This is a genomic window from Aeromonas sp. s13, assembly GCF_040907905.1.
Lineage (GTDB): Bacteria > Pseudomonadota > Gammaproteobacteria > Enterobacterales > Aeromonadaceae > Aeromonas > Aeromonas veronii.
Genome location: NZ_JBFOCS010000065.1, coordinates 133,635 through 158,719, shown reverse-complemented (window position 1 = coordinate 158,719; position 25,085 = coordinate 133,635). Strand labels below are relative to the sequence as shown.

At 56.4% G+C, this 25,085-nt stretch carries 25 protein-coding genes and 2 tRNA genes; 9 read left to right on the top strand and 18 right to left on the bottom strand.

What is annotated here, in order from left to right:
• The first annotated feature begins 4 nt into the window (after nt 1-4).
• The 5 genes from AB5Y82_RS12210 to AB5Y82_RS12190 are packed head-to-tail and all read left to right on the top strand — an operon-like array spanning nt 5 to nt 4,782.
• Entirely contained in the window at nt 5-574 is a 570-nt protein-coding gene (locus AB5Y82_RS12210; RefSeq protein ID WP_111899904.1) for a chemotaxis protein CheW, read from the top strand.
• 43 nt (nt 575-617) lie between these two features.
• Nucleotides 618-2,372 (top strand): methyl-accepting chemotaxis protein, encoded by a 1,755-nt coding sequence (locus AB5Y82_RS12205; RefSeq protein WP_111899903.1) that lies wholly within the window; start codon nt 618-620, stop codon nt 2,370-2,372.
• A 56-nt stretch (nt 2,373-2,428) separates the two neighbouring features.
• Entirely contained in the window at nt 2,429-3,232 is an 804-nt protein-coding gene (locus AB5Y82_RS12200; protein WP_040068586.1) for a protein-glutamate O-methyltransferase CheR, read from the top strand.
• Nucleotides 3,233-3,235: 3 nt separating this feature from the next.
• Nucleotides 3,236-3,727, top strand: a complete 492-nt coding sequence (gene cheD, locus AB5Y82_RS12195; protein ID WP_058059429.1) for a chemoreceptor glutamine deamidase CheD — start codon at nt 3,236-3,238, stop codon at nt 3,725-3,727.
• Nucleotides 3,724-4,782, top strand: coding sequence for a chemotaxis response regulator protein-glutamate methylesterase (locus AB5Y82_RS12190; RefSeq protein WP_111899902.1), 1,059 nt, complete (start codon nt 3,724-3,726; stop codon nt 4,780-4,782). The genes cheD and AB5Y82_RS12190 overlap by 4 nt, the downstream gene beginning before the upstream one ends.
• Before the next feature lie 98 nt (nt 4,783-4,880).
• Here AB5Y82_RS12190 and pnp read toward each other — a convergent pair whose 3' ends face one another.
• From pnp to rlmE, 15 genes are all read right to left on the bottom strand, one after another.
• Entirely contained in the window at nt 4,881-7,028 is a 2,148-nt protein-coding gene (pnp, locus tag AB5Y82_RS12185) for a polyribonucleotide nucleotidyltransferase (RefSeq protein WP_040068589.1), read from the bottom strand.
• Between the two features lie 167 nt (nt 7,029-7,195).
• Nucleotides 7,196-7,465, bottom strand: a complete 270-nt coding sequence (rpsO, locus tag AB5Y82_RS12180) for a 30S ribosomal protein S15 (protein ID WP_005338797.1) — start codon at nt 7,463-7,465, stop codon at nt 7,196-7,198.
• Nucleotides 7,466-7,609: 144 nt separating this feature from the next.
• On the bottom strand, nt 7,610-8,560 hold the full coding sequence (truB, locus tag AB5Y82_RS12175) for a tRNA pseudouridine(55) synthase TruB (RefSeq protein ID WP_368173995.1): 951 nt from the start codon (nt 8,558-8,560) through the stop codon (nt 7,610-7,612).
• 1 nt (nt 8,561) lies between these two features.
• Complete coding sequence (gene rbfA, locus AB5Y82_RS12170) at nt 8,562-8,999, bottom strand: 30S ribosome-binding factor RbfA (RefSeq protein ID WP_005338799.1); 438 nt, start codon at nt 8,997-8,999, stop codon at nt 8,562-8,564.
• Between the two features lie 55 nt (nt 9,000-9,054).
• The gene (infB, locus tag AB5Y82_RS12165; protein WP_005338806.1) at nt 9,055-11,748 is read right to left on the bottom strand and encodes a translation initiation factor IF-2; all 2,694 of its coding nucleotides are present in this window, start codon (nt 11,746-11,748) and stop codon (nt 9,055-9,057) included.
• A gap of 20 nt (nt 11,749-11,768) precedes the next feature.
• Entirely contained in the window at nt 11,769-13,271 is a 1,503-nt protein-coding gene (gene nusA / locus AB5Y82_RS12160; protein WP_005338808.1) for a transcription termination factor NusA, read from the bottom strand.
• Nucleotides 13,272-13,285: 14 nt separating this feature from the next.
• Nucleotides 13,286-13,744: a ribosome maturation factor RimP gene (gene rimP / locus AB5Y82_RS12155; protein WP_005338809.1), complete on the bottom strand. Its 459-nt coding sequence runs from the start codon at nt 13,742-13,744 to the stop codon at nt 13,286-13,288.
• Between the two features lie 166 nt (nt 13,745-13,910).
• A tRNA-Met gene (locus AB5Y82_RS12150) sits at nt 13,911-13,987 on the bottom strand.
• A gap of 92 nt (nt 13,988-14,079) precedes the next feature.
• Nucleotides 14,080-14,164, bottom strand: a tRNA-Leu gene (locus AB5Y82_RS12145).
• 7 nt (nt 14,165-14,171) lie between these two features.
• On the bottom strand, nt 14,172-14,498 hold the full coding sequence (gene secG / locus AB5Y82_RS12140; RefSeq protein ID WP_005338811.1) for a preprotein translocase subunit SecG: 327 nt from the start codon (nt 14,496-14,498) through the stop codon (nt 14,172-14,174).
• On the bottom strand, nt 14,499-15,263 hold the full coding sequence (tpiA, locus tag AB5Y82_RS12135) for a triose-phosphate isomerase (RefSeq protein ID WP_043822828.1): 765 nt from the start codon (nt 15,261-15,263) through the stop codon (nt 14,499-14,501).
• Nucleotides 15,264-15,394: 131 nt separating this feature from the next.
• Nucleotides 15,395-16,729: a phosphoglucosamine mutase gene (gene glmM, locus AB5Y82_RS12130; protein WP_005338823.1), complete on the bottom strand. Its 1,335-nt coding sequence runs from the start codon at nt 16,727-16,729 to the stop codon at nt 15,395-15,397.
• Between the two features lie 15 nt (nt 16,730-16,744).
• Nucleotides 16,745-17,590: a dihydropteroate synthase gene (gene folP, locus AB5Y82_RS12125; protein ID WP_159143102.1), complete on the bottom strand. Its 846-nt coding sequence runs from the start codon at nt 17,588-17,590 to the stop codon at nt 16,745-16,747.
• 59 nt (nt 17,591-17,649) lie between these two features.
• Nucleotides 17,650-19,596, bottom strand: a complete 1,947-nt coding sequence (gene ftsH, locus AB5Y82_RS12120) for an ATP-dependent zinc metalloprotease FtsH (RefSeq protein ID WP_201955140.1) — start codon at nt 19,594-19,596, stop codon at nt 17,650-17,652.
• Between the two features lie 45 nt (nt 19,597-19,641).
• Nucleotides 19,642-20,271 (bottom strand): 23S rRNA (uridine(2552)-2'-O)-methyltransferase RlmE, encoded by a 630-nt coding sequence (rlmE, locus tag AB5Y82_RS12115; protein WP_005338828.1) that lies wholly within the window; start codon nt 20,269-20,271, stop codon nt 19,642-19,644.
• A 97-nt stretch (nt 20,272-20,368) separates the two neighbouring features.
• On the opposite strand from rlmE, the gene yhbY reads away from it, so the two are divergent.
• Nucleotides 20,369-20,665, top strand: a complete 297-nt coding sequence (gene yhbY, locus AB5Y82_RS12110; RefSeq protein WP_005338829.1) for a ribosome assembly RNA-binding protein YhbY — start codon at nt 20,369-20,371, stop codon at nt 20,663-20,665.
• A 103-nt stretch (nt 20,666-20,768) separates the two neighbouring features.
• Complete coding sequence (locus tag AB5Y82_RS12105) at nt 20,769-21,350, top strand: PilZ domain-containing protein (protein ID WP_236348438.1); 582 nt, start codon at nt 20,769-20,771, stop codon at nt 21,348-21,350.
• A 76-nt stretch (nt 21,351-21,426) separates the two neighbouring features.
• On the opposite strand, the gene greA is transcribed toward AB5Y82_RS12105, so the two are convergent.
• From greA to pomA, 3 genes are all read right to left on the bottom strand, one after another.
• Nucleotides 21,427-21,903 carry a transcription elongation factor GreA gene (gene greA / locus AB5Y82_RS12100; protein ID WP_005343528.1) on the bottom strand — a complete coding sequence of 159 codons (477 nt, stop codon included), beginning with the start codon at nt 21,901-21,903 and terminating at the stop codon, nt 21,427-21,429.
• Between the two features lie 156 nt (nt 21,904-22,059).
• Nucleotides 22,060-22,953, bottom strand: coding sequence for a flagellar motor protein MotB (locus tag AB5Y82_RS12095; protein ID WP_368173994.1), 894 nt, complete (start codon nt 22,951-22,953; stop codon nt 22,060-22,062).
• Nucleotides 22,954-22,958: 5 nt separating this feature from the next.
• A complete protein-coding gene (gene pomA / locus AB5Y82_RS12090) occupies nt 22,959-23,717 on the bottom strand; it encodes a flagellar motor protein PomA (RefSeq protein WP_005338837.1) in 759 nt (252 codons plus the stop codon).
• 211 nt (nt 23,718-23,928) lie between these two features.
• On the opposite strand from pomA, the gene xseB reads away from it, so the two are divergent.
• Nucleotides 23,929-24,180, top strand: a complete 252-nt coding sequence (xseB, locus tag AB5Y82_RS12085) for an exodeoxyribonuclease VII small subunit (protein WP_005338838.1) — start codon at nt 23,929-23,931, stop codon at nt 24,178-24,180.
• Entirely contained in the window at nt 24,181-25,071 is an 891-nt protein-coding gene (gene ispA / locus AB5Y82_RS12080) for a (2E,6E)-farnesyl diphosphate synthase (RefSeq protein ID WP_042080637.1), read from the top strand.
• The last annotated feature ends 14 nt before the right edge of the window (nt 25,072-25,085 follow it).

Genomic DNA, 25,085 nt, shown 5'->3' with positions numbered 1-25,085 from the left:
GACCATGCATACATCCACCGACATCACGGTGCCATCAGCGGCCGCTGACGAGAGTAGTGGCGATGCCCAGTACCTGACATTTCTGATCAACAACGAGATGTTCGCCATCAATATTCTGGGGGTCAAAGAGATCATCGAATACGGCAATATCACTCCGGTTCCTATGATGCCGGGTTTTATTCGCGGCGTAATCAACCTCAGAGGAGCGGTAGTGTCGGTCGTAGACTTGAATGCCCGCTTTGGCAATGCACCTTCGGTCATCACTCGCCGCAGTTGCATCGTCATTATTGAGGGAATGGCCCCGCAGGGCGATGAACCTGTAGGTCAGGATATTGGCGTTGTGGTGGATTCCGTATCGGAAGTACTGGGTATCCCACAAGCAGATATCGAGCCCCCACCCAGTTTTGGTGCCCGCATCCGGGCCGATTTCATCAGCGGCATGGGCAAGGTCAACGGCAAATTCGTCATCCTCATCGATACCGGGAAAGTGTTGTCACTCGATGAGATGGCTCAACTCAGCGAACTGGCCCAGCCACAGGCAAGGTTGCCACAAGGCAACCTGCAACCCTCCTGAACAGGCCTCCATACACCACGACATGCAGCATAAGGAAACGCTCATGACCCAATCACTCTTAGGAAAACTCTTCGGAGACAATACCACCGAAGTGAGGCAGCGGACCCAGTTACTCGACGCAATCGGCCAGCTGCAACACGCAGTCCTGGCAGAGCAGGTTCCAGCACCACTCGATCTTTCCGGTATGGACAGTCCCTTCCGTGAAGTAGGACATGCCATCAACGAGGTGGTCACCTTGCTCAGCGACAAGCTGGAACAGAGCCGCAACGACATTAAAAAGAGCCAGGTGCTGCTCCATGAGAACCAGCTGGTTCGCAAAGCACTCGACTGCGCCAGCACCAACGTGATGATTGCCGATACCAACCTCGACATTATCTATATGAACGAAGCAGTGACCGGCATGCTCAATCAGGCTGAGACCGACATCAAGAAAGAGCTATACAGCTTCAACGCCAATCAGCTGATGGGCGCCAACATCGACAGCTTTCATAAAAATCCCGGCCATCAGCGCGCCATGCTGGCCAAACTCAACAGCACCTACCGCACCCAGATACAGCTGGGGGGGCGCACCTTCTCCCTGATCGCCAATCCGGTCTTCAACGATACCGGTGAACGGTTGGGGTCCGTGGTCGAATGGGCCGACAGAACCAAGGAGGTGATGATAGAGAAAGAGATGTCCGACATCGTGCAGGCCGTGATTAATGGCGAGCTGCACCGCAGGATGGAACTTGCTGGCAAGAGCGGCTTCTTTCAGGCGATGGGAGAAGGGATCAACCAGATTGCCGAAGTGATCGACAGCACCCTCAACGACGTCATCCGGGTCGTGCAATGTTTGGCAAAAGGTGATCTGACCCAACAGATTGAGGCGGACTACCCTGGCGTGTTTGGCACCACCAAGGATGCGCTCAACAAGACCATCGCTTCGCTCACCAACATCGTCACCGAAGTGCGCGGCGCCTCTGACAACCTCTCCAGTGCCGCCGAGCAGGTAAGCGCGACCGCCCAGTCGATCAGCCAATCCAGCAGTGAACAAGCCTCCAGCATGGAGGAGACCAGCGCTTCCATCGAGCAGATGAGCGCCAGCATCAACCAGAATACCGACAATGCCCAGGTCACCGATGGCATGGCCAGCAAAGCAGCCAAAGAGGCCGTAGAGGGAGGAGAAGCGGTCAAACTGACAGTGGATGCAATGAAACAGATCGCCAGACGGATTGGCATCATCGATGACATCGCCTACCAGACCAATCTGCTGGCACTCAACGCGGCTATCGAAGCGGCGCGGGCAGGCGATCACGGCAAAGGCTTTGCCGTAGTGGCGGCAGAAGTGCGCAAACTGGCCGAACGCAGCCAGGTGGCAGCACAGGAGATTGGCGAGCTGGCCTCCAGCAGTGTCGAGATGGCGGAAAAAGCAGGTCGCCTGCTCGATCAAATGGTGCCCTCAATCAACAAGACCTCGGATCTGGTTCAGGAGATCAGTGCCGCTTCGGTTGAGCAATCCACCGGTGTCAGCCAGATCAATCAGGCCATGAACCAGCTGAGTCAGGTTACCCAGCAGAACGCCTCTTGCAGCGAAGAGCTGGCTGCCACAGCAGAAGAGATGAGCAGCCAGGCTGAACAGCTGCAGCTGGCCATGGAGTTCTTTACCCTGGAGGCCCACACCAAAGAAGGTAAAGCAGCCACCTCGCATCTTCACCCCAATACCCGAGGTCGCTTTATGAACGAGAGCACGGCCAACAGTCGGGAACGAGCCGCCACAGTCCAACGCCCCACGGGCGATGGCGATTTTGTCCGGTTCTAGTCACGGGAGAGGCGTTGCCTCTCCCATCTCCGACAACACAGGTAGAGGGATAGTTTTTGTATCAAACCCAGCTGCATGATGATGAGTTCTCCCGTTTCCAACGCTGGCTTCATCAAACGGCGGGGATAGAGCTGTCTCCTGCCAAGAAGGCGCTGGTAGCCAGCCGCCTGGCGAAACGCCTCTGCCACTATGAGCTGGATAGTTATGACGACTATTTCCAACTCATCATGAACGATCGCAGCAGCGAACTGCAGCTGGCGCTTGATCTCCTTACCACCAACGAAACCTACTTTTTCAGGGAGCCCAAACACTTCGAGTTTCTGACGCGGGAGATAGTCTCAGCGCTCCCGCCCGAGCAACCACTGCGGGTCTGGAGCGCTGCCAGCTCATCCGGCGAGGAGCCCTACAGTCTGGCCATGACCCTCGCGGAAAAACGCAGCACCTTCAACTGGGAGATCCTGGCCTCCGATATCTCGTCCAGGGTGCTGGAACAGGCGATGAGCGGTCGCTACCCCATCGAGCGGGCGCAAAATATTCCACTGCCCTTTTTGATGAAATATTGCCTCAAGGGTGTGGGCCTGCAGGAGGGCATCTTCATCATCGATCGCAAGTTGCGGGACAAGGTGCAGTTCATGCAGATCAACCTCAATCAGGATCTACCGGACATCGGCATGTTTGACGTCATCTTCATCAGAAACGTGATGATCTACTTCAACAAGGAGACCAAAGGGCAAGTATTGCAGCGGCTGGTACCCAGACTCAAACCCGGTGGCTACCTGCTGGTGAGCCACGCCGAGAGCCTGCATGGCCTGCACCACGGCCTGCAGCTTGTCTCGCCTTCCATCTATCAGAAGAGATAAGTCATGACTCGGGAGGTGATCCTGCAACCGGGAGAGCTCTTTTTTGGCAAGGAGGATGTGGTGGTCAGAACCGTACTGGGCTCCTGTATTGCCATCACCTTGTGGCATCCGGAGCAGAAACAGGGAGGAATGTGTCACTACATGCTGCCAAGTCGGCGCAATCCCTCTGCCAAGCTGGATGGGCGCTATGCCGATGAGGCCCTCGCCTTGCTGCTGCAAGCGGCCAGTCACTATCCCGCCCCCATCCATGAATATGAGGCCAAGTTGTTCGGGGGTGGCAACATGTTTACCGAGCCTCAATACGCACAGAGCGACAACAATGTCGCCACCAAAAATATTCAGGCAGCCTGGCAGCTGACCCGACACCTTGGCCTTGATATCAAGGCTCATCATCTTGGCCATAGCGGCCACCGAAGCTTGCTCTTTGAGCTCAGCAACGGCAGTGTCTGGCTCCGCCATCATCGTCTGCCACATCAACGGGAGTCGCGAGAATGAAGCAGATCCGGGTCATGCTGGTGGATGATTCCGCCGTGGTCAGACAGGTATTGCAAGCGGTGCTGGAGCAGGAGCCTGATATCCGGGTGATCGCCACAGCATCGGATCCCCTGTTTGCCCAGGAAAAACTGAAGAAAGAGTGGCCTGACGTCATCGTGCTCGATGTGGAGATGCCCCGTATGGATGGCATCACCTTTCTCACCAAGATCATGGCAGAGCATCCAACCCCGGTGGTGATCTGCTCCTCCCTCACCGAAAAGGGGGCCGAGACAACCTTGCAGGCAATGGCTGCCGGCGCAGTGGACATCATCACCAAGCCGACCATGGGGATAAAAAGCTTTCTGCAAGAATCTGCCCACGACCTGGCTATGGCGGTACGTGCTGCGGCCCAGGCCAATCTCAAGCGCGTGGGCAAGCCATCCTCTGTGCCGGTCAGCACCAAACTCAACGCAGATGCCATGCTGGCGCCCAACCAGCACGCCATGGCACAAACCACCGAGCGGCTCATCGCCATCGGCACCTCGACCGGCGGCACCCAGGCGCTGGAAGCCGTGCTGACAGCCTTGCCCCGAGTCAGCCCCGGCATTGTCATCGTGCAGCACATGCCAGAGAAATTTACCGCCATGTTTGCAGAACGCCTGAACGGGGTCTGCCAGATAGAAGTGCGGGAGGCGAAGAACAATGACCGGGTGATCCCGGGTCTGGCGCTGATTGCCCCCGGAGGCAAGCATATGCTGCTCAAACGCAGCGGTGCCTACTATCACGTCGAGGTAGTCGACGGGCCGCTTATCAACCGCCATCGCCCTTCGGTGGATGTGCTGTTTCGCTCCGTCGCCAAATATGCCGGCAAGAATGCCACCGGCATCATCATGACCGGCATGGGGGATGACGGTGCCCGGGGATTGCGCGAGATGCTGGATGCGGGTGCCAACACCTATGCCCAGGATGAGGCATCCTGCGTGGTCTTTGGCATGCCCAAGGAGGCGATCAAGCTGGGAGCCGCCCGACATGTGCTCCCCTTACAAGAGATGCAGTACGCCATCCTCGGCAAGTAATCCCTTATCGCGCGTTTTGCCCATAAAAAAGTCCGGCTCCCATTGGGGAGCCGGACTTTTTACATCAACCGGAACCAATCCGGTATCAGGCGAGTAGATTACTCTGCAGCAGGCGCTTCTTCAGCGGCCGGAGCGGCGTCAACAGCAGGTGCAGCTGCTTCGGTCGGGGCGTTCGCTTCCTTGATGGAGAGACGTACACGGCCCTGACGGTCCACTTCCAGTACCTTCACCTTGACCACGTCACCGATTGTCAGGTGGTCAGCCACGTTCTGCACGCGAGCGTCGGTGATCTGGGAGATGTGTACCAGACCATCTTTGCCCGGCAGAATGTTGACGAATGCACCGAAATCGGCCAGACGAACAACTTTACCTTCATAGATGCGGTTCACTTCGATCTCGGCGGTGATGGCCTCGATGCGACGGATCGCTTCCATGGCGGCTTCGTTGGCCACGGCGGAGATACGTACAGTACCGTCATCATCCAGCTCGATGTTGGTGCCGGTCTCTTCGGTCAGCGCACGGATCACGGAACCACCCTTACCGATCACGTCCTTGATCTTCTCAGGATTGATCTTGATGGTGTGGATACGCGGTGCAAAATCGGAGATCTGGGCACGGGGAGCCTGGATAGCTTCATCCATCACTTTCAGGATGTGCAGACGAGCGCCACGAGCTTGCTTCAGCGCAATCTCCATGATCTCTTTGGTGATGCCTTCGATCTTAATGTCCATCTGCAGCGCGGTCACACCTTCGGTGGTACCGGCTACTTTGAAGTCCATGTCGCCCAGGTGATCTTCGTCACCCAGGATGTCGGACAGCACGACGAAACCTTCTTCTTCCTTCACCAGACCCATGGCGATACCGGCAACGGAGGCCTTGATCGGCACACCGGCATCCATCAGCGCCAGAGAGGAACCACAGACAGACGCCATGGATGAGGAACCGTTGGATTCGGTAATTTCAGAGACCACGCGCACCACGTACGGGAACTCGGCGGCGCTCGGCATCACGGCAGCAACGCCGCGCTTGGCCAGACGGCCGTGACCGATTTCACGACGCTTCGGGCTACCCATCATGCCGGTCTCACCGACACAGTATGGCGGGAAGTTGTAGTGCAGCATGAAGCGATCGGCACGGTTGCCGGTCAGCTCGTCGATGTTCTGGGCATCACGCTCGGTACCCAGAGTGGCGACCACGATGGCCTGAGTTTCACCACGGGTGAACAGGGCAGAGCCGTGAGCACGGGGCAGAATACCGGTACCTACGCTCAGGGCGCGGATCATTTCCGGATCGCGACCATCGATACGCGGCTCACCACGTACTACGCGACCACGAACGATGCGGCTTTCCAGGCTGTGGAACTCTTCGCCGATCTTCTTGGCATCTTCTTCCACGCCGGAAGCGATAACTTGCTCAACCACACGACCCTTGATGGCCGCGATGGTTTCGTAACGAACTGCCTTCTCGGTGATGCGGTAGGCTTCACCCAGTTCGGCGCTCGCCAGCTCGGCAACCTTGGCTTTCAGCGCTTCGTTGACGGCAGGCGGAGTCCAGTCCCACGGCTTGGTGCCGACAGCAGCGGCAAACTCGTTGATCGCATTGATCACGGTCTGCATCTGCTCGTGACCATATACCACGGCGCCCAGCATTACCTCTTCGGAAAGGATGGCCGCTTCGGACTCAACCATCAGTACCGCGTTGGCAGTACCGGCAACCACCAGATCCAAGTCGCTCTGCGGCAGTTCGGTGGTGGTCGGGTTCAGCACATACTGACCGTTCATGTAACCCACGCGAGCAGCACCGATCGGGCCGCCAAACGGGATACCGGAGATGGCCAGTGCAGCAGAGGCACCGATCATGGCAACGATGTCGGGGGATACGGCCGGATTCACGGACATTACGGTCGCAACGACCTGAACCTCATTGAGGAAGCCTTCCGGGAACAGCGGACGAATAGGACGGTCGATCAGACGGGAGATGAGGGTCTCGCCTTCGCTCGGACGGCCTTCACGACGGAAGAAACCACCCGGGATACGACCAGCAGCATAGGTACGCTCCTGGTAGTTGACGGTCAGCGGGAAGAAATCACGGCCGTGATCGGCCTCTTTCTTGCCGACTACGGTCACAAATACGCAGGTATCGTCCATGCTGACCATAACGGCCGCAGTGGCTTGACGGGCCATCACACCGGTCTCCAGAGTGACGGTGTGTTGACCGTACTGGAATGACTTTACAATAGGATTCACGTGAATTTCCTTTTTACAATTTGGCTCTTTAAATTCGCGCACAAGTATACTTGATTCGATGCAAAAGGTAAGCGGCGACGTGAATTCTGTGAGGCAGGCAACGGCTTGAAGAGCAATAAAAAAGGGGAACCTGACGGTTCCCCTTTTTCGCGAAATCTGATGGTCGATTAACGACGCAGACCCAGCTTGGCGATCAGAGCAGCATAACGCTCGGAATCTTTACGCTTCAGGTAGTCCAGCAGCTTACGACGCTGGGAAACCATGCGCAGCAGACCGCGACGACCGTGGTGGTCCTTGGAGTGCTCTTTGAAGTGACCTTGCAGATGGTTGATCTGGGCAGTCAGCAGGGCAACTTGCACTTCGGGGGAACCGGTGTCGTTGGCGCAACGAGCGTTGTCAGCAACGATTTGAGCTTTGATCTCAGCATTTAGAGACATGGTAATACTCCAGTAGAGTGTTTAAAGGTTCACAGCCAATCTCTAATTCAGCCGTGAAATGAGGGCGGTATCATAATCGTCCCCGCCCCTTTTCGCAACGATAAAGAGGCGAAACGGGAAAGACGCGCTGATACCGCCTGAGGATCACTCCTCGTCGTGATAACGCACCAGTCGCTTGGGAGCGACGCGGCCATCATCATCAATCTCGCCAACCCCGATGAACTCGCGCTCCGGGCCGACCGTCATGCGAACCTGACCGCTTTGCGGCGCACCTGCCACCTGCACGGCCTGGCCCTGATTCACATAGGCAGCCACAACCGCCAGCATGTTCACCTCGGGCAAGCTTGCTACGGCGGTGTCCATCGGCAGCAACAAAGGATCCAGCTGCTCGCGCGGCGGGATGCTCTCGGCCTTGGCCTGCTCGAAGATGCACTCGAGTTGCTCCAGAGTCAGCATCCGTTCATACGGATAGCTGGCCACCTGGGTACGGCGCAGCTGAGTCACGTGGGCACCACAGCCCAGCACTTCCCCCAGATCATCCACCAGAGAGCGTATGTAGGTGCCCTTGCTGCAGTGCACTTCAAGGCGCACTTCATCACCTTCAAAGCTCAGCAGTTTGAGCTCGAATACGGTGATGGGACGGGCTTCTCGCTCGATCTCGATGCCTTCGCGGGCATATTCGTAGAGCGGACGGCCGTTGTGCTTGAGCGCGGAGTACATGGAGGGCACCTGCATGATGGGGCCACGGAACTGGTCCAGCGCCTCGATCAGGGTACCGACAGCCACGTTCACCGGACGAGTAGAGACAACCTCACCATCGGAGTCGCTGGTGTTGGTGCGCTCGCCCAGTTTGGCGGTCACCTCATAGCGCTTCTCCGCTTCCAGCAGATACTGGGAGAACTTGGTGGCCTCGCCGAGGCAGATCGGCAGCATGCCGGTCGCCAGCGGATCCAGTGCGCCGGTGTGACCGGCCTTGGCGGCGTTGTAGATGCGCTTGACCTTCTGCAACACATCGTTGGAGGTCAGGCCGGTCGGCTTGTCCAGCAGCAGAATGCCGTGCACATCACGGCCCTTGAAACGACGTCTTCGGGTCATCTCAGGCTTTATCCTCAGTCGTGTCATCCGGTGCGGATTCAGCTTCTTCGTCACGGCCGGATTCGGCCATGCGACGCTTGTCTTCACGCACAGTGTTGGTCACCAGGTTGGAGAGACGCATCCCCTCGACCAGGGTCTGGTCGTAGTAGAAACGCAGCTCGGGCACCACGCGCAGACGCATGGCACTGCCCAGCAGACTACGGATATATCCGGCTGCTTCGGTCAGACCCTGCAAGCCTTCCTTGATGCGCTCGGCATCATTTTCCAGCTGCAAGAAGGTGACGTAAATCTTGGCATAGTTGAGGTCACGGGACACTTCCACATCGGAAACGGTCACCATGCCGATGCGCGGGTCTTTCACCTCGCGCTGCAGGATCAGCGCAATTTCACGCTGGATCTGCTGTCCGACCCGACGGGTCCGGCTGAATTCTCTGGCCATATTCTATCCTGCGATAAAAGGGGGCCGCGGCCCCCTATTTTGTCTAACTCTCGGCTTACAGAGTCCGTTGGATTTCAACAGTCTCGTAAACTTCGATCTGGTCGCCTTCGCGCACGTCGTTGTAGTTCTTGACCGCGATACCACACTCGTAGCCGTTGCGAACTTCGTTGACGTCATCCTTGAAGCGGCGCAGGGATTCCAGCTCACCTTCATAGATAACCACGTTGTCACGCAGAACGCGGATACGGTTGGAACGCTTGACCACACCTTCGGTAACCATACAGCCGGCAACGGCGCCGAACTTCGGAGACTTGAAGACGCTACGCACTTCAGCCAGACCGATGATTTCCTGACGATACTCAGGGGCCAGCTTGCCGCTCATGGCCTGCTTCACTTCGTCGATCAGGTCATAGATGACGGAGTAGTAACGCAGATCCAGGCTCTCGGATTCGATGACCTTGCGCGCAGATGCGTCGGCACGGACGTTGAAACCAACCAGGATGGCGCTGGAAGCAGCAGCCAGGGTCGCGTCGGTTTCGGTGATACCACCTACGCCGGAACCCACGATCTTCACCTTCACTTCGTCGGTGGAGAGTTTGACCAGCGCATCGCAGATCGCTTCCACAGAACCTTGTACGTCGGCCTTGATCACCACGTTCACTTCGGACACTTCGCCCTCGGTCATGTTGGCGAACATGTTTTCCAGCTTGGCCTTCTGCTGGCGAGCCAGCTTGACTTCGCGGAACTTGCCCTGACGATAGAGCGCCACTTCACGGGCTTTCTTCTCGTCACGGACAACGGTGGCTTCGTCACCGGCAGAGGGAACGCCGGACAGACCCAGGATTTCCACCGGCAGGGACGGACCCGCTTCCTTGATCTCGCGACCCAATTCGTCACGCATGGCGCGAACACGGCCGTACTCGAGACCACACAGAACGATGTCGCCCTGACGCAGGGTACCTTCTTGTACCAGTACGGTAGCAACCGGACCACGACCTTTATCCAGGAAGGATTCGATCACGACGCCGTTGGCCATGCCGTCAACCACCGCTTTCAGCTCCAGTACTTCAGCCTGGATCAGGATGGCTTCCAGCAGGTCGTCGATGCCTTCGCCAGACTTGGCGGATACGTGCACGAATTGGCAGTCTCCACCCCAATCTTCGGACATGACGTTGTAACGGGCCAGTTCGGTCTTGACGCGATCCGGATCCGCTTCCGGCTTGTCGATCTTGTTGACTGCAACAACCAGCGGTACACCGGCCGCCTTGGCGTGCTGGATAGCTTCGATGGTTTGCGGCATTACGCCGTCGTCAGCTGCAACAACCAGAACAACGATATCGGTCGCCTTGGCACCACGAGCACGCATGGAGGTAAACGCCGCGTGACCCGGAGTATCCAGGAAGGTGATCATGCCACTGTCAGTCTGGACGTGGTAAGCACCGATATGCTGGGTAATACCACCGGCTTCGCCAGCAGCAACCTTGGCTTTACGAATGTAGTCGAGCAGCGAGGTCTTACCGTGGTCAACGTGACCCATGATGGTAACGACCGGTGCGCGCGGCTTGGCTTCGGAGGTCTCGTCACGATCGGACAGTACCGCCTCTTCCAGCTCGTTCTCACGACGCAGCACAACCTTGTGACCCATCTCCTCGGCGACCAGCTGAGCGGTCTCCTGGTCGATCACCTGGTTGATGGTGGCCATGGCACCCATCTTCATCATCACCTTGATGACTTCAACGCCCTTGACGGCCATCTTGTTGGCCAGCTCGGCCACAGTGATGGTCTCGCCGATGACGACGTCGCGGTTCACCACGGCAGCCGGCTTGTTGAAGCCGTGCTTCATGGCGTTCGGCATGGCGACCTTGCCGCGCTTGCCTTTGCGGGCACGCGGGTTGCGAGAGTCGCGATCATCTTCACGACGACCGGCTTTCTTCGGTGCCTTGGCAGCTGCGGCAGTGCGGCGGCTGGTCTCTTCTTTCCGATCCAACTCGTCTTCTGCGGCTTGCGCATGCTTGTTGGTGGTCAGATGGTAGTCGCTGCTCTCTTTGGCGCGAGCGGCCTCTTCTTCAGCCCAGCGGGCTGCGTTCTGTTCCGCCATGAGACGAGCCTCTTCGGCTTTCTTCGCGGCGAGTTCTTCAGCTTTTTTCAAAGCTGTTTGTTCCTGTTGGCGCTTCAGTTCTTCTGCTTCGCGCTTGGCCATCTTTTCTGCCTCTTGCTGAGCTGTGCTACTGGCTGCTTTGGCGGGCTGTGAAGCCTGTCGAGCCTTTGATTGTGCCTCGATCCGCGCCTTTTCCTCAGCTTCACGACGAGCTTGCTCAGCCTCACGGCGAGCCTTCTCTTCAGCTTCGAGGCGAGCCTTCTCTTCGGCCTCGCGACGAGCTTTTTCTTCTGCTTCCAAACGCGCTGTTTCCTCGGCTTCCGCCTGACGCTGTTCATCTTCCAGCGCCGAGCGTCTTACATAGGTGCGAGACTTGCGCACTTCTACCTGCACTTCCTTGTTCTTGCCGCCAGTCCCCTGAACACTGATGGTGCTCTTGGTCTTGCGCTGCAAGGTCATGCGGGCAGGAGCGGCGACCTCGTCACCTCCATGCTGTTTCTTCAGGTGTGCCAGCAGAGCCTGTTTCTCAGACTCGCTGACCATGTCGTCGGCCTTGCTCTTGCTGATACCGGCATCGACAAACTGCTGGAGAAGACGATCAACCGGTGTGTCGATGTCAGTGGCAAGTTGTTTGACTGATACTTCTGCCATTCATTTTCCTCCGTTTGATCTTACTCGGACTGCTCTTCTCCGAACCAACAGATATTGCGAGCAGCCATAATGAGCTCACCTGCCTTCTCGGCAGTCAGCCCTTCAATATCAGCAAGGTCATCGATACCTTGCTCAGCCAAATCTTCCAGGGTGCCCACGCCACGGCCCGCCAGAGCGTAAGCCAGTTCGCGGCTCAGACCGTTCAGATTGAGCAGCTCTTCGGACGGCTCAACACCATCGAAAGACTCTTCTTTGGCCAGTGCCTTGGTAGTGAGGGCATCTTTGGCGCGCTTGCGCAGCTCTTCGACCATGTCTTCATCCAGACCGTCGATAGCCAGCAGCTCGTTGACCGGTACAAAGGCGATCTCTTCCAGAGTAGAGAAGCCCTCTTCCATCAGCAGACCGGCGAAATCGTCGTCGATATCCAGAGTGCTGGTGAACAGGTTCATGATGCGGTCGTTTTCGGCCTGGTGCTTGGCACGCATGTCCTCAACAGTCATCACGTTCAGCTCCCACCCGGTCAGCTGGGAGGCCAGACGCACGTTCTGACCATTGCGACCGATGGCCTGAGCCAGGTTGGCAGCTTCCACGGCGATATCCATGGTGTGGTTGTCTTCATCAACGATGATGGAGGCCACATCGGCAGGTGCCATGGCATTGATCACGTACTGGGCCGGGTTGTCATCGTACAGCACGATGTCGGCACGCTCACCGCTCAGCTCGGCGGAGACTGCTTGCACACGGGCACCACGCATACCGATACAGGCACCGATCGGGTCGATACGACGATCGTTGGTCTTCACCGCGATCTTGGCGCGGGAACCCGGATCACGGGCAGCGCCCATGATTTCGATCATCTCTTCACCGATCTCCGGTACTTCGATACGGAACAGCTCTTTCAGGAAGTCCGGGCTGGAACGGCTGACAAACAGCTGGGAACCACGGGCTTCCGGGCGTACTGCGTAGAGCAGGCCACGGACACGGTCGCCCGGGCGGAAGGTTTCACGCGGCAGCATGTCATCACGGAAGATCACGGCTTCAGCATTGCTGCCCAGATCCAGGATGACGTTGTCGCGGTTGCTCTTCTTGACCACACCACTGATGATGGTGCCTTCTTTATCTTTAAACTGATCAACTACTTGTGAACGCTCGGCTTCGCGCACTTTCTGCACGATAACCTGCTTGGCGGTCTGGGTAGTGATACGGTCGAAGGTCACAGAGTCGATCTGGTCTTCAACATACTCACCGATCTGGATTTCCGGCTGATCAATTTGTGCCGCTTCCAGGGTGATTTCAGCATAGGGGTTCTCCATCGCGGCTTGATCCGCAATGACTACCCAGCGGCGATAAGTGTCGTAGTCACCGGTCTTGCGATCGATTTCGACCCGAACTTCAATCTCGCCTTCATATTTCTTCTTGGTCGCAGTCGCCAGCGCGGTTTCCAGAGCCTGGAAGATCTTCTCGCGGGGTACCGCTTTCTCGTTGGATACTGCGTCAACGACCAGCAAAATCTCTTTATTCATATCCGATAGCCTCGTTAACCAAAGTTCGGCACTATGTTCGCTTTTTGGATATTGGTGAAAGCCAACACGTCGTCCTTACCATCTACTGTCAGGGTGATCATGTCGCCTTGCACAGCTTTGATTACGCCTTTGAACTTGCGGCGGTTGTTTGTTGCCATCCGAAGCGTTACCGCCGCCTCTTGGCCAACGTATTTTTCGAAATGGGCAACCTTGAACAGGGGACGATCCAGGCCTGGGGAGGACACCTCGAGGTAGTACTCCTCGGTGATGGGATCTTCGACGTCCATGATGGCGCCAACCTGATGGCTGACCTCAGCACAGTTCTCGACAGTCACACCCTGCTCGCCGTCGATATAGACACGCAAGGTGGAGTGTTTACCCGCACGGATAAACTCAATACCCCAAAGTTCAAAACCCAAGGCAACGACCGGAGCCTCGAGCAGATCGGTCAAACGTTGTTCCAACGTAGCCAAAGTCACCCTCCGAAAAACAAAAAAAGGGCATAAAGCCCAGATAGATATCGATTCAGAGTAAATTGCACATAACAAAAAGCCCCGATGTCAAATCGGGGCTTGGCGCTTTACCCTGATTGTCGCCTCGCAGCGACCGCCTTCCTGAGCGTAGGAAATGCGTGAAATTTGGTTGCGGGGGCCGGATTTGAACCGACGACCTTCGGGTTATGAGCCCGACGAGCTACCATGCTGCTCCACCCCGCGTCCGAAATCGTGCGAGATTATAGCCACTTCACTCTCTCGATACAAGACTGATTGGCTATAATACACTCGGTTTCCCGAGCTCACTGCTTAATTGGTGCCGTGGGCGGGACTCGAACCCGCACACCCTAGAGCACTACCCCCTCAAGATAGCGTGTCTACCAATTCCACCACCACGGCAAAACTCTTACTCGGGAACGTCAGTATCTTTCTTCACTGGCGCTTTGGTCTGCTCAACCTGTTGGGTTTGTTGCAGATTTTCCCATTCACTACCCTGCTTTACCTTGTTGCTGGACATAGATCCGAGCACCAGGCTGATAACGAAAAAGAGAGTAGCCAAAATTGCTGTTGTTCGGGTCAGGAAACTGCCTGAACCACCGGAGCCGAATACTGTGTTCGATGCCCCTGCGCCGAAGGAGGCGCCCATATCAGCCCCTTTACCTTGCTGAATCATCACCAGACCAATCAGAGCCAGTGAAACCAGCAGATAAACGACTAAAAGAATCTCGTACATTTAACTTGCACCCTTTGCCGCTTCAACAATTCCTAAAAACGCATCGCTATCGAGGCTTGCTCCGCCAATCAGTCCGCCATCGATGTCGGGCTGTGCAAACAAATCTCTCGCGTTGCTCGGCGTTACGCTCCCACCATAGATGATTCTAACTTTCTCACCTATTACCGGAGTATCCTCCGCCAAGCGACCGCGTATAAAGGAATGAACCTCTTGTGCCTGCTCGGGTGTGGCGCATTTACCTGTACCTACAGCCCAAATCGGCTCGTAGGCGATGATAGCATTATCGAAAGCCATCGCGCCATTTTTCTCTATGACGATATCCAGCTCTTCAGCGATTACCTCGAAGGCTCTTCTCGCCTGCCTAGCCGCACCTGATTCACCTAAACAGAGGATGGGAATCAAGCCTGCCGCTCTGGCTGCCGCAAACTTCTCTGCGACGATAAAACTAGTCTCACCAAATAGACGCCTGCGCTCGGAGTGCCCTACCAATACGTAACGACACCCAGCCTCAACCAGCATCTGACACGAGATTTCTCCAGTGTAAGCGCCAGTAGCGTGCTGACTCACATTCTGAGCCCCCAACTTTATTACTTTCTGCTCATTGAGCAGTGAAGCGCTAAAGTCGAGATGCACATGGGAAGGACAGAGAACCACATCTACTTTTCCGTCAACGCCGTTTAGGCACTGACTCGTAAACTGCTCTAACTGCGACCTACTACCGTGCAACTTCCAGTTGGCTGCTACAAACGGCTTGCGATGTCCCATCGGCAACTCCCTTGCGAAAGCGGGGCTGATAATATCCAGAGGATGCTCAGCTGACAAGTGCTATTTTTAAATTTTTGAATCGTTTGAACAAGATACAACCAGGGCGGCTAAAAAGCCGCCCTGGTTGTTCATTAAAACGCCGATTCAACCTGCTTGGCGATGCGCTGAGCCATGTCACGTACCTGCTGTTCATGCTCCCCTTCGACCATGACCCGGATCAGCGGTTCGGTACCTGATTTACGCAACAGTACGCGACCACGACCAGCAAGCTCCTGTTCCACCTTGGCAACCTCAGCCATGACAGCATCAGCGGCCAGCGGATCCTTGCCTTCGGCAAAGCGAACATTCACCAGCACCTGCGGGAACTTGCTCATGCCGGAGCGCAGCTTGGCAAGCGGCATCTCGGCACTGCGCATGGCGGTAAGTACCTGCAAGGCGGCCACGATGCCATCACCCGTAGTGGTTTGATCAAGACAGATAATGTGGCCGGAGTTCTCGCCACCGATGCGCCAGCCCTTCTCTTCCATCATCTCCAGCACATAGCGGTCACCCACCTTGGCACGGGCAAACGGAATACCCAGGGTTTGCAGCGCCAGCTCCAGACCCATGTTGGCCATCAGGGTGCCGACGACACCGCCTTTGAGTCGACCATTGCGCAGGGCATCGCGCGCGATGATATAGAGCACTTCATCACCGTCGATGAGATAGCCGGTATGGTCAACCATGATCAGACGGTCGCCGTCACCATCAAAGGCAACCCCCAGATCGGCCTTGCACTCCAGTACCTTGGCAACCAGAGCGTCAGGTGCAGTCGAACCGACACCATCGTTGATGTTGAGACCATCCGGGGCGCAGCCCATGGTGATCACTTCGGCACCCAGCTCGCGGAAAACCGACGGCGCAATGTGGTAAGTAGCGCCGTGGCCACAGTCGACCACCATTTTCACCCCATCCAGATTCATGTGGGAAGGGAAGGTGCTCTTGCAGAATTCGATATAACGACCGGCGGCATCATCAATGCGCACCGCTTTGCCTAGTTCGGCAGACTCGACACACTTGAGCTCGTGATCCAGCTCGGCTTCGATAGCCAACTCGACATCATCGGGCAGCTTGGTGCCATCGGCGGAGAAAAACTTGATACCGTTGTCGTAGAAGGGGTTGTGGGAAGCGCTGATGACAATGCCAGCTTCGGCACGGAAAGTGCGAGTCAGGTAGGCAACCGCCGGCGTGGGCATGGGCCCCATCAGAATGGCTTTAAGGCCTGCCGCGGAGAGCCCCGCTTCCAGCGCGGATTCCAGCATGTAACCGGAGATGCGGGTATCTTTGCCAATCAGCACCTTTTTGGTGCCCTTCTTGGAGAGCACTTTGCCGGCAGCCCAACCCAATTTCATTACAAAATCAGGGGTGATCGGGTATTCGCCAACCTTGCCGCGCACACCATCGGTACCGAAATACTTTCTTGCCATTGTCTGTTCTCTTTTTTATCTGGAAATGAAATCTTGTCCCGTCATGGCCTGCCAGCCAACCCGCAACGCATCCATGGTCTCCCGCACATCGTGAACCCTGATGATCCTGGCTCCGTGCTGCATGCCGATAAGGGCACAAGCCAGACTGCCAGCAAGACGTTCACCCACAGGGCAGTTCAGCAGGTTGCCTATCATAGACTTTCGCGACATTCCCACCAAGAGCGGAAGACCGTAGTCAAGCAACGCTCGCTGGGCGGCCAGCAGCTGATAGTTGTGTGCCAGCGTCTTGCCAAAACCGTAGCCCGGATCCAGCAACAGCTCTTCACGCCGGATCCCGACCGCCAGACAAGCCGCAATGCGCTCATCAAAAAAGGCGCGAACCTCCCCGACCAGATCGTCATAGTGGGGCTCGACCTGCATGGTTCTCGGCTGCCCCTGCATATGCATCAGACAGACCGGAACCCGCGCTTCGGCCGCGGCCTGCAGTGCTCCAGGTGCTTGCAGTGCCCGCACATCGTTGATCAGATGGGCACCCGCCTTGCAACCCTCCCGCATCACAGCCGCTTTGGAGGTATCGAGGGAGATCATCACATCCAGCTCACGGACCATCTGCTCCACAACAGGAATGACCCTGTCCAGCTCCTCCTGCTCGTTCACATCGGGCGCACCAGGGCGGGTTGACTCGCCACCGATGTCGATGAGGGTCGCACCGTCAGAGACCATCTGGCGCGCATGGGCCATTGCCCGTTCAAACTGGTTGAAATTACCGCCATCGGAGAAGGAGTCGGGCGTCACATTGAGGATCCCCATCACATGGGGACGATCGAGGGAGAGGCTGAGCCCCTTGCTGGTTAACTGCATTTTCACATCCATCTGATAAAGAAAAACCCCGGGCAAGCCCGGGGTTTGGATAGTCACGATTATTTGGCCGGAGCGTCGTTGGCTTTGTCGATAGTGACATCCGCCACCGGTGCAGCCTCATCGGCAGACTTGGCCTCGGCAGCCACAGTGGAACCGCCTTGCGGGGTATCACCGTGCTCGTCATGCCAGTTGCTCGGAGCACGTACCTCGCGACGCGCCATCAGATCATCGATCTGTTTGGCGTCAATGGTCTCGTACTTCATCAGCGCATCTTTCATGCTGTGCAACACGTCCATGTTATCCAGCAGGATCTGCTTGGAACGGGCGTAGTTGCGGTCGATGACCTGCTTGACCTCGGCATCGATCACGCGAGCGGTATCGTCGGACATATGCTTGGCCTTGGCCATGCTGCGACCGAGGAACACCTCGCCATCTTCTTCCGCGTAGAGCATCGGGCCGAGACGCTCGGACATACCCCACTGGGTCACCATCTTGCGGGCGATGTCGGTGGCACGCTCGATATCGTTGGATGCACCAGTCGATACCTTCTCGGCACCGTAGATCAGCTCTTCTGCCAGGCGACCGCCATACAGGCTGGAGATCATTGACTCCAGATGCTGCTTGGAGTGGCTCCAGCGATCCTGCTCCGGCAGATACATGGTCACACCCAGCGCACGACCGCGCGGAATGATGGAGACCTTGTAAACCGGGTCATGGTCAGGAACGAGACGACCAATGATGGCGTGACCAGCTTCATGATACGCAGTCATCTCTTTTTCGGACTCTTTCATCACCATGGAGCGGCGTTCCGCACCCATCATGATCTTGTCCTTGGCCTTCTCGAACTCAGCCATGGAGACCACTCGGCGGCTCTCGCGGGCAGAGAAGAGGGCTGCTTCGTTGACCAGGTTGGCCAAATCCGCACCGGAGAAACCGGGGGTACCACGGGCAATCAGCGCCGGATTGACATCATCTGCCAACGGAACTTTGCGCATGTGCACTTTCAGGATCTGCTCGCGACCACGGACATCCGGCAGACCGACCACAACCTGACGGTCGAAACGGCCCGGACGCAGCAGTGCCGGATCCAGTACGTCAGGACGGTTGGTGGCTGCGATGACGATGATGCCTTCATTGCCTTCAAAACCATCCATCTCGACCAGCATCTGGTTAAGGGTCTGCTCACGTTCATCGTGACCACCACCCAGACCGGCGCCACGCTGGCGACCGACCGCATCAATTTCGTCGATGAAGATGATGCAGGGAGAAGATTTCTTGGCCTGTTCGAACATGTCACGCACCCGGGAGGCACCAACACCGACGAACATCTCCACGAAATCGGAACCTGAGATGGTGAAGAACGGCACCTTGGCCTCGCCCGCAATAGCCTTGGCCAGCAAGGTCTTACCGGTACCGGGAGGACCAACCAGCAGCACACCGGTCGGGATCTTGCCACCCAGTTTCTGGAATTTGCTCGGGTCGCGCAGATAGTCGACCAGCTCCTTCACCTCTTCCTTGGCTTCATCACAACCTGCAACGTCAGCAAAGGTAGTCTTGATCTGATCTTCGCTCATCAGGCGAGCCTTGCTCTTGCCGAACGACATGGCACCTTTGCCACCGCCGCCCTGCATCTGACGCATGAAGAAGACCCAGACACCGATCAGCAGCAGCATCGGGAACCAGGAGATGAAGATAGAGGTCAACAGAGACGGCTCTTCCGGCTTCTCGCCCATCACTTTGACATTATGATTGAGCATGTCGTTGAGCAGCTGGGGATCCGGCGCAGGGATTATGGTGGTGAATCGTTCACCAGTACGCTTGACGCCATTAATGACCTTACCGTCCATCCGCACTTCACGGATCTGCTCTTGGGTCACCTCTTTAACGAAGCTGGAATAGTCCAGCTGGCGACTGGTGGTATCGCTGGGGCTGAAGCTATTGAACACCGACATCAAAACGACGGCGATGACCAGCCACAGGATTAAGTTTTTCGCCATGTCACTCAAATCAGTAACCTCGCAGACTGACAGTTAACGATGAAGGTTAGGGTACTACAGTTTAAAACCGGTAGCCACAATGTAGACTTCCCGTGATCTGGCGCGGGATGAGTCTGGTTTACGAATTTTGACGGCGGAGAAAAGTTTACGAATTTCATTGAGATAGGCATCAAAGCCCTCTCCCTGAAACACCTTCACTACGAAACTGCCGTCACTACGCAATACCTGATTGCACATGTCCAGCGCCAGCTCGACCAGATACATGGCGCGAGCCTGATCCACCTGCTGGGTACCGCTCATGTTGGGCGCCATATCAGACATCACGACATCGACCTTGTCGGGGCCCACTCGTTCCAGCAAGGCGCCGAGTACAGTTTCCTCCCGAAAGTCCCCTTGCAGGAAATCGACACCAGCAATGGGATCCATCGGCAAAATGTCACATGCGATGACGCGACCCGAATCACCAACCTGTTCAACCGCGAACTGGGACCAACCACCGGGGGCTGCACCCAAATCCACTACGGTCATGCCATGTTTCAGCAAGCGATCCTTGCCCTGGATCTCGTCAATCTTGAAAACAGCACGAGAACGCAGGCCCATTTTCTGGGCTTTTTTGACGTATTGATCGTCGAAATGTTCTTTTAACCAGCGAGTTGAACTGGGGGAACGTTTTTTCTGGGTCATGATAATCGACTTTAAAAAACCACAAGGGTTATTAGTATTAAGGGCTAAGTGGGGGTAGAATACGCCCCTTTCAACCCTGACTTATGAAGAAATTGCGATGATTCTCAACAATAAACAGAAACAGTACCTCAAGGGCCTTGCCCATAGCCTCAAGCCTGTCGTCCTGCTGGGTCAGCATGGTCTGACCGAAGGTGTACTGGCCGAGATCGATCTGGCACTGAACCATCACGAGCTGATCAAGGTTAAGGTTGCCTCTGAAGATCGCGAAATGAAACAACTGGTTATGGATGCTATCGTCCGTGAAACCGGTTCAATCAAGGTGCAAAGCATGGGTCATGTGCTGACCATTTATCGTCAAGCCAACGAACCCAAAATCCAGCTGCCCCGCAAGTAAAAGGAAAGAGCATCGCTCTTTCCTTATTCCACTTCTTCCCGAGTCGCTTGCCAAAGTAGTCGCAAAGCCCTTAACCTGCGATGAATACTTCCGGACACGCATTATGGCTCACCATCCTATTCTGACCGACGATGAGCTGGCCATGCTGCGGGACTTGGGGAGCAATCAGGACACCCATGTTCTGAGTGGTCACCTCGATGCCCCCATGCTTGGCTTGCTGCAAAAAGCCGAACACCTCGTACTCGAAGCCCGCTTCGCAGGCCATCAGCTGCGTTTTCCCCTGAGCTTTACCCAAGGGGAAGATGGCTTCGTCGAGCCCCGGTTATCTGCACCGGTCATCAGAGAGCTAGGATTTGCGCAACCGCGCGCCTGGCGTCTCACCCAAAAAGCCAAGCTATGCAGCGAGCGGGGCCTGTTTCAGGTACTCAGCCTCTCCCTCAACGGCCTCATCGTGGAAAATTTGCCAATCGACATGGTGGCCGATACCCCCATCAACGGCGAGCTCTGCATCGAGCAAGAGCCCCCTCTTCCACTACAGGGACGACTGGTTCGGCGCATTAAAGCCAATGCCGACCATGCCACCTGGGCACTGAGCTTTCAGATGAGCGAGAGCAACATCGAACGGCTGCGCCACTGGTTGTTTCAGCGTCATCAGGACGCCTTTACCGAGGCGTATCTGTCCTGATTTTTATCAATAATCATATAGATAAAGACAAACAGGGGAGCACAAGCCCCCCTGTTTCATCGTCTGTAGCATTCGCTTAGATATAAGCGACTTCCAGTACTTCGTATTCCACATCGCCAGCAGGGGTCTTGACGATAGCGACATCGTCCACTTCCTTGCCAATCAGGGCGCGGGCAATGGGGGAGTTGACAGAGATGAGGTTCTGTTTGATATCAGCCTCATCGTCACCCACGATGCGGTAGACCACCTCTTCCTCTGTCTCGCTCTTGAGCAGAGTCACAGTCGCGCCAAAAATAACGCGGCCGTTGTTGGTCATCTTGGTGACATCGATCACCTGCGCATTGGAGAGCTTGGCTTCAATCTCCTGAATGCGGCCTTCACAGAACCCCTGCTGCTCGCGAGCGGCATGGTATTCGGCGTTTTCCTTCAGATCACCGTGCTCACGGGCATCGGCAATCGCTTCGATAATCTGGGGACGAAGCTCGGTCTTGAGATAATCGAGCTCTTCGCGCAGCTTCTCAGCACCGCGAACAGTCATCGGAGTATGATTCATAGTCGAAACCTGGGTTGCTTGAAAATAGAAACTGCGGCCATCTGCAAGGAGGCCGCAGCAATCGGTTCGGATGAGGCATCTTAATATGAAGCCAACACAAAATCCACGTCAGCCCCCTGATGCAGATCCCACTTGCGTCATCGACATTCCCTTCGCTTACTTCCCTTCCGGTACGGAAATGGGGGCCGAAACAGTCGGTTTGCCCTGCATGATGGCGATCTCCACCCGCCGGTTCATCCGACGATTTTCCGGAGTGGTATTGGGCACCAATGGTTGGGAGTCCGCCATCCCCTGCACCACCAGTCGCCCCTTATCAAAACCGGGAACCTTCAGCATCTGGTGCGCCACCGCCACCGCCCGTTGCGACGACAACTCCCAGTTGGACTGGAACAGCTCATCTTCGGTCGCCACGTTGTCGGTGTGACCGGAGATGGTGATTTCACCCGGCACATCCTTGAGCAGGGTCGCGACCTTGCGAATGACCGGCCAGAACTGGGGTTGCAGAAATGCCGAACCGGCCGGGAACGACGCTTTTTCCCTGATCCGGATGATGATCTGCTGGCCCAGCGCCTCAATCTCGATAGCGCCATCCTGGATCTGATCTTTCATCTGCTCGGCGAGGGCTTTGGCCAGGGTATTGGACTGTTCTTGCGCCTTCTTCGCATCCTGCGCGGTATCGCCCCCCGTCTGCTTGCCATCACTCTTATCCTGACCACCTGCCTGATCCGCCTCACCGGGCAGAAACTCCAGCTCGGTCTGGGTCATATCGATGGTCTGCTGCATCACGGTATCAATCGGCGTGGGCTCAGGACGACCGGGCCTGAACTCTTGGGCAATCACCGAGGTTCCCTTGGGAATATCTTTCACCTCAAGGATGTTCTGCACTCCGAAAGCATTCTTCATAGAGCCCGCGATCTGCTTGAACTTGAGTACGTCCATCTCGGCAAAGGAGAGCAGCAGCACGAAGAAGCACATCAGCAGCGACATCAGGTCGGCAAAGGTGCCCATATAGGCAGGAAGACCGGGGGGGGGGCATTTACAATCAGACATGGTGCCTACTCCGCGCCGGTATTGCGTTTGGACTGGCTCAGATAGTTCTGCAGCATGGACTGGATCACCCGCGGGTTCTGGCCATCCTGAATACCCATAATGGCATCAAGGATCAGGGTACGACTGAGCTTCTCCTCCCCGCTGCGCAGCTCCAGCTTGTCAGCAATAGGAATAGCGATCATGTTGGCCTCAATCGCTCCGTACAGGGTGGTCAGCAAGGCCACCGCCATTGCCGGACCGATCGACTTGGGGTCACTCATATTTGACAACATGGCCACCAGGCCCACCAACGTACCTATCATCCCCATGGCTGGGCCCAGATCCCCAAGGGTACGAAAGACCTTGATGGCAATGACATGGCGCTCGGCTGTCAGGTCGATATCCTTTTCCATCACGGCGCGCACCACTTCGGCATCGTGACCATCCACCAGCATATCGATCCCTTTTTTCATAAATGCATTTGGGATCTCTGCTGCCTCCAGCGCCAGAAACCCCCCTTTGCGAGCCGCATCAGCCAGTTCAACGGCTTTGGCGATCAGGTCGTCGAGCTTGTCGCCCTTGTACATAAAGGCTTTGCCCGCCACCTTGAAAGCCAAAAAAAACTGCCCGATATTGAACTTCATCATGGCGATGAAGATTGAGCCAAGAATAGTGATATAGACCGATGGCATATCGATAAACATGCTCAACGAGCCACCGAGGATCATGCCGTAAATCACGACACCGAATCCTAAAACGATACCTAACAAGCTCCCTAGATCCACGTCCCTACTCCTGTCACCGGTTCTTATGCCTAATTATAGTTTGTTGAATTTTCTGCTATTGCGACCCTAGCGGCAAGCATGCATCCACTGAGAATGATGGCTCATTATCGGCCAGTTTAGCGAGAGTTTGAGGGGGCGATGCTTTTCTGCCTCCCCCCTGTGGGCGGTCGATGTTAATATAAGCCGTTTTTTTCAATCCCCGAGGATGGACATGGCCAGTAAAAAAATCGACCGTCTGAGTTTTGATGCCACTCTGGAAGAGCTGGAAACCATCGTTCATCAGCTGGAACAAGGTTCCCTACCCCTGGAAGAGGCACTCAAGCAGTTCGAGCAGGGCGTTCATCTGGTTCGGGCCGGTCAGCAGAAGCTGGAACTGGCCGAACAGAAGATTCAGATCCTGCTCAGTCAAGCCGATGGCAGTGACCAGCTCGCCCCCTTCCAGCCAGAACAAGGAGAGGAGTGAGTGGCGCTGGACCATTTTTCCCGTCTGCATCGTCAGCGTATTGACGACTGTCTGTCAGCACAACTTGAATCCTTGCCCGCCATGGCACCGCGCCTGCGCGATGCCATGAGTTATGGCCTGCTGCTGGGCGGCAAGCGGGTTCGCCCGTTTCTGGTCTACGCGGTCGGCGAGATGCTGGGCGTCAAGAGCGAACTGCTGGATGGCCCCGCGGCTGCCGTGGAGTGCATCCACGCCTACTCCCTGCTGCACGATGACCTGCCCGCCATGGATAACGACGACCTGCGTCGTGGTCAGCCAACCGTTCACAAGGCGTTTGACGAAGGCACCGCCATTCTGGCCGGTGATGCGCTGCAGACCCTGGCTTTCTCCATTCTGGCCGATCACCCCATGCCCGATACCTTGATGGCCAACCGGGTGCGAATGCTGAGTACCCTCGCCCGCGCCTCCGGCTATCTGGGTATGTGTGGTGGTCAGGCGCTGGATCTGCAGGCCGAAGGGCGCCAGATCACGCTTGCCGAACTGGAGCAGGTACACCGCCACAAGACCGGTGCGCTTATTGAATGCGCCGTGGCGCTCGGCGCCCTGTGCAAAGCCGATGTCGATGACGCCACGCTGGCTGCCCTGCAAACCTATGCCGCCGCGATTGGCCTCGCCTTTCAGGTGCAGGATGACATCCTTGACATCACAGGTGATACCGCCACCTTGGGCAAGCCGCAAGGTTCTGACCTGGCGCTGGAGAAAAGTACCTATCCAGCCCTGCTCGGACTCGAAAATGCCCGTGAGCTGGCTCGCGAACTGCATGGGAAAGCCTTAACAGCCCTGCAATCCTTGCCCTACAATACCGACATTCTGGAAGCGTTTGCCGATTACATCATCGAGCGAACCCACTAAACGCTGGATAACAG

Coding starts and splice junctions, on each gene's coding strand:
- AB5Y82_RS12210 (WP_111899904.1), top strand. CDS start 5: ATGCATACATCCACCGACATCACGGTGCCATCAGCGGCCGCTGACGAG.
- AB5Y82_RS12205 (WP_111899903.1), top strand. CDS start 618: ATGACCCAATCACTCTTAGGAAAACTCTTCGGAGACAATACCACCGAA.
- cheD (WP_058059429.1), top strand. CDS start 3,236: ATGACTCGGGAGGTGATCCTGCAACCGGGAGAGCTCTTTTTTGGCAAG.
- AB5Y82_RS12190 (WP_111899902.1), top strand. CDS start 3,724: ATGAAGCAGATCCGGGTCATGCTGGTGGATGATTCCGCCGTGGTCAGA.
- rpsO (WP_005338797.1), bottom strand. CDS start 7,465: ATGTCTCTAAATGCTGAGATCAAAGCTCAAATCGTTGCTGACAACGCT.
- truB (WP_368173995.1), bottom strand. CDS start 8,560: ATGACCCGAAGACGTCGTTTCAAGGGCCGTGATGTGCACGGCATTCTG.
- rbfA (WP_005338799.1), bottom strand. CDS start 8,999: ATGGCCAGAGAATTCAGCCGGACCCGTCGGGTCGGACAGCAGATCCAG.
- infB (WP_005338806.1), bottom strand. CDS start 11,748: ATGGCAGAAGTATCAGTCAAACAACTTGCCACTGACATCGACACACCG.
- nusA (WP_005338808.1), bottom strand. CDS start 13,271: ATGAATAAAGAGATTTTGCTGGTCGTTGACGCAGTATCCAACGAGAAA.
- secG (WP_005338811.1), bottom strand. CDS start 14,498: ATGTACGAGATTCTTTTAGTCGTTTATCTGCTGGTTTCACTGGCTCTG.
- tpiA (WP_043822828.1), bottom strand. CDS start 15,263: ATGGGACATCGCAAGCCGTTTGTAGCAGCCAACTGGAAGTTGCACGGT.
- glmM (WP_005338823.1), bottom strand. CDS start 16,729: ATGGCAAGAAAGTATTTCGGTACCGATGGTGTGCGCGGCAAGGTTGGC.
- folP (WP_159143102.1), bottom strand. CDS start 17,590: ATGCAGTTAACCAGCAAGGGGCTCAGCCTCTCCCTCGATCGTCCCCAT.
- rlmE (WP_005338828.1), bottom strand. CDS start 20,271: ATGACCCAGAAAAAACGTTCCCCCAGTTCAACTCGCTGGTTAAAAGAA.
- yhbY (WP_005338829.1), top strand. CDS start 20,369: ATGATTCTCAACAATAAACAGAAACAGTACCTCAAGGGCCTTGCCCAT.
- AB5Y82_RS12105 (WP_236348438.1), top strand. CDS start 20,769: ATGGCTCACCATCCTATTCTGACCGACGATGAGCTGGCCATGCTGCGG.
- greA (WP_005343528.1), bottom strand. CDS start 21,903: ATGAATCATACTCCGATGACTGTTCGCGGTGCTGAGAAGCTGCGCGAA.
- AB5Y82_RS12095 (WP_368173994.1), bottom strand. CDS start 22,953: ATGTCTGATTGTAAATGCCCCCCCCCCGGTCTTCCTGCCTATATGGGC.
- xseB (WP_005338838.1), top strand. CDS start 23,929: ATGGCCAGTAAAAAAATCGACCGTCTGAGTTTTGATGCCACTCTGGAA.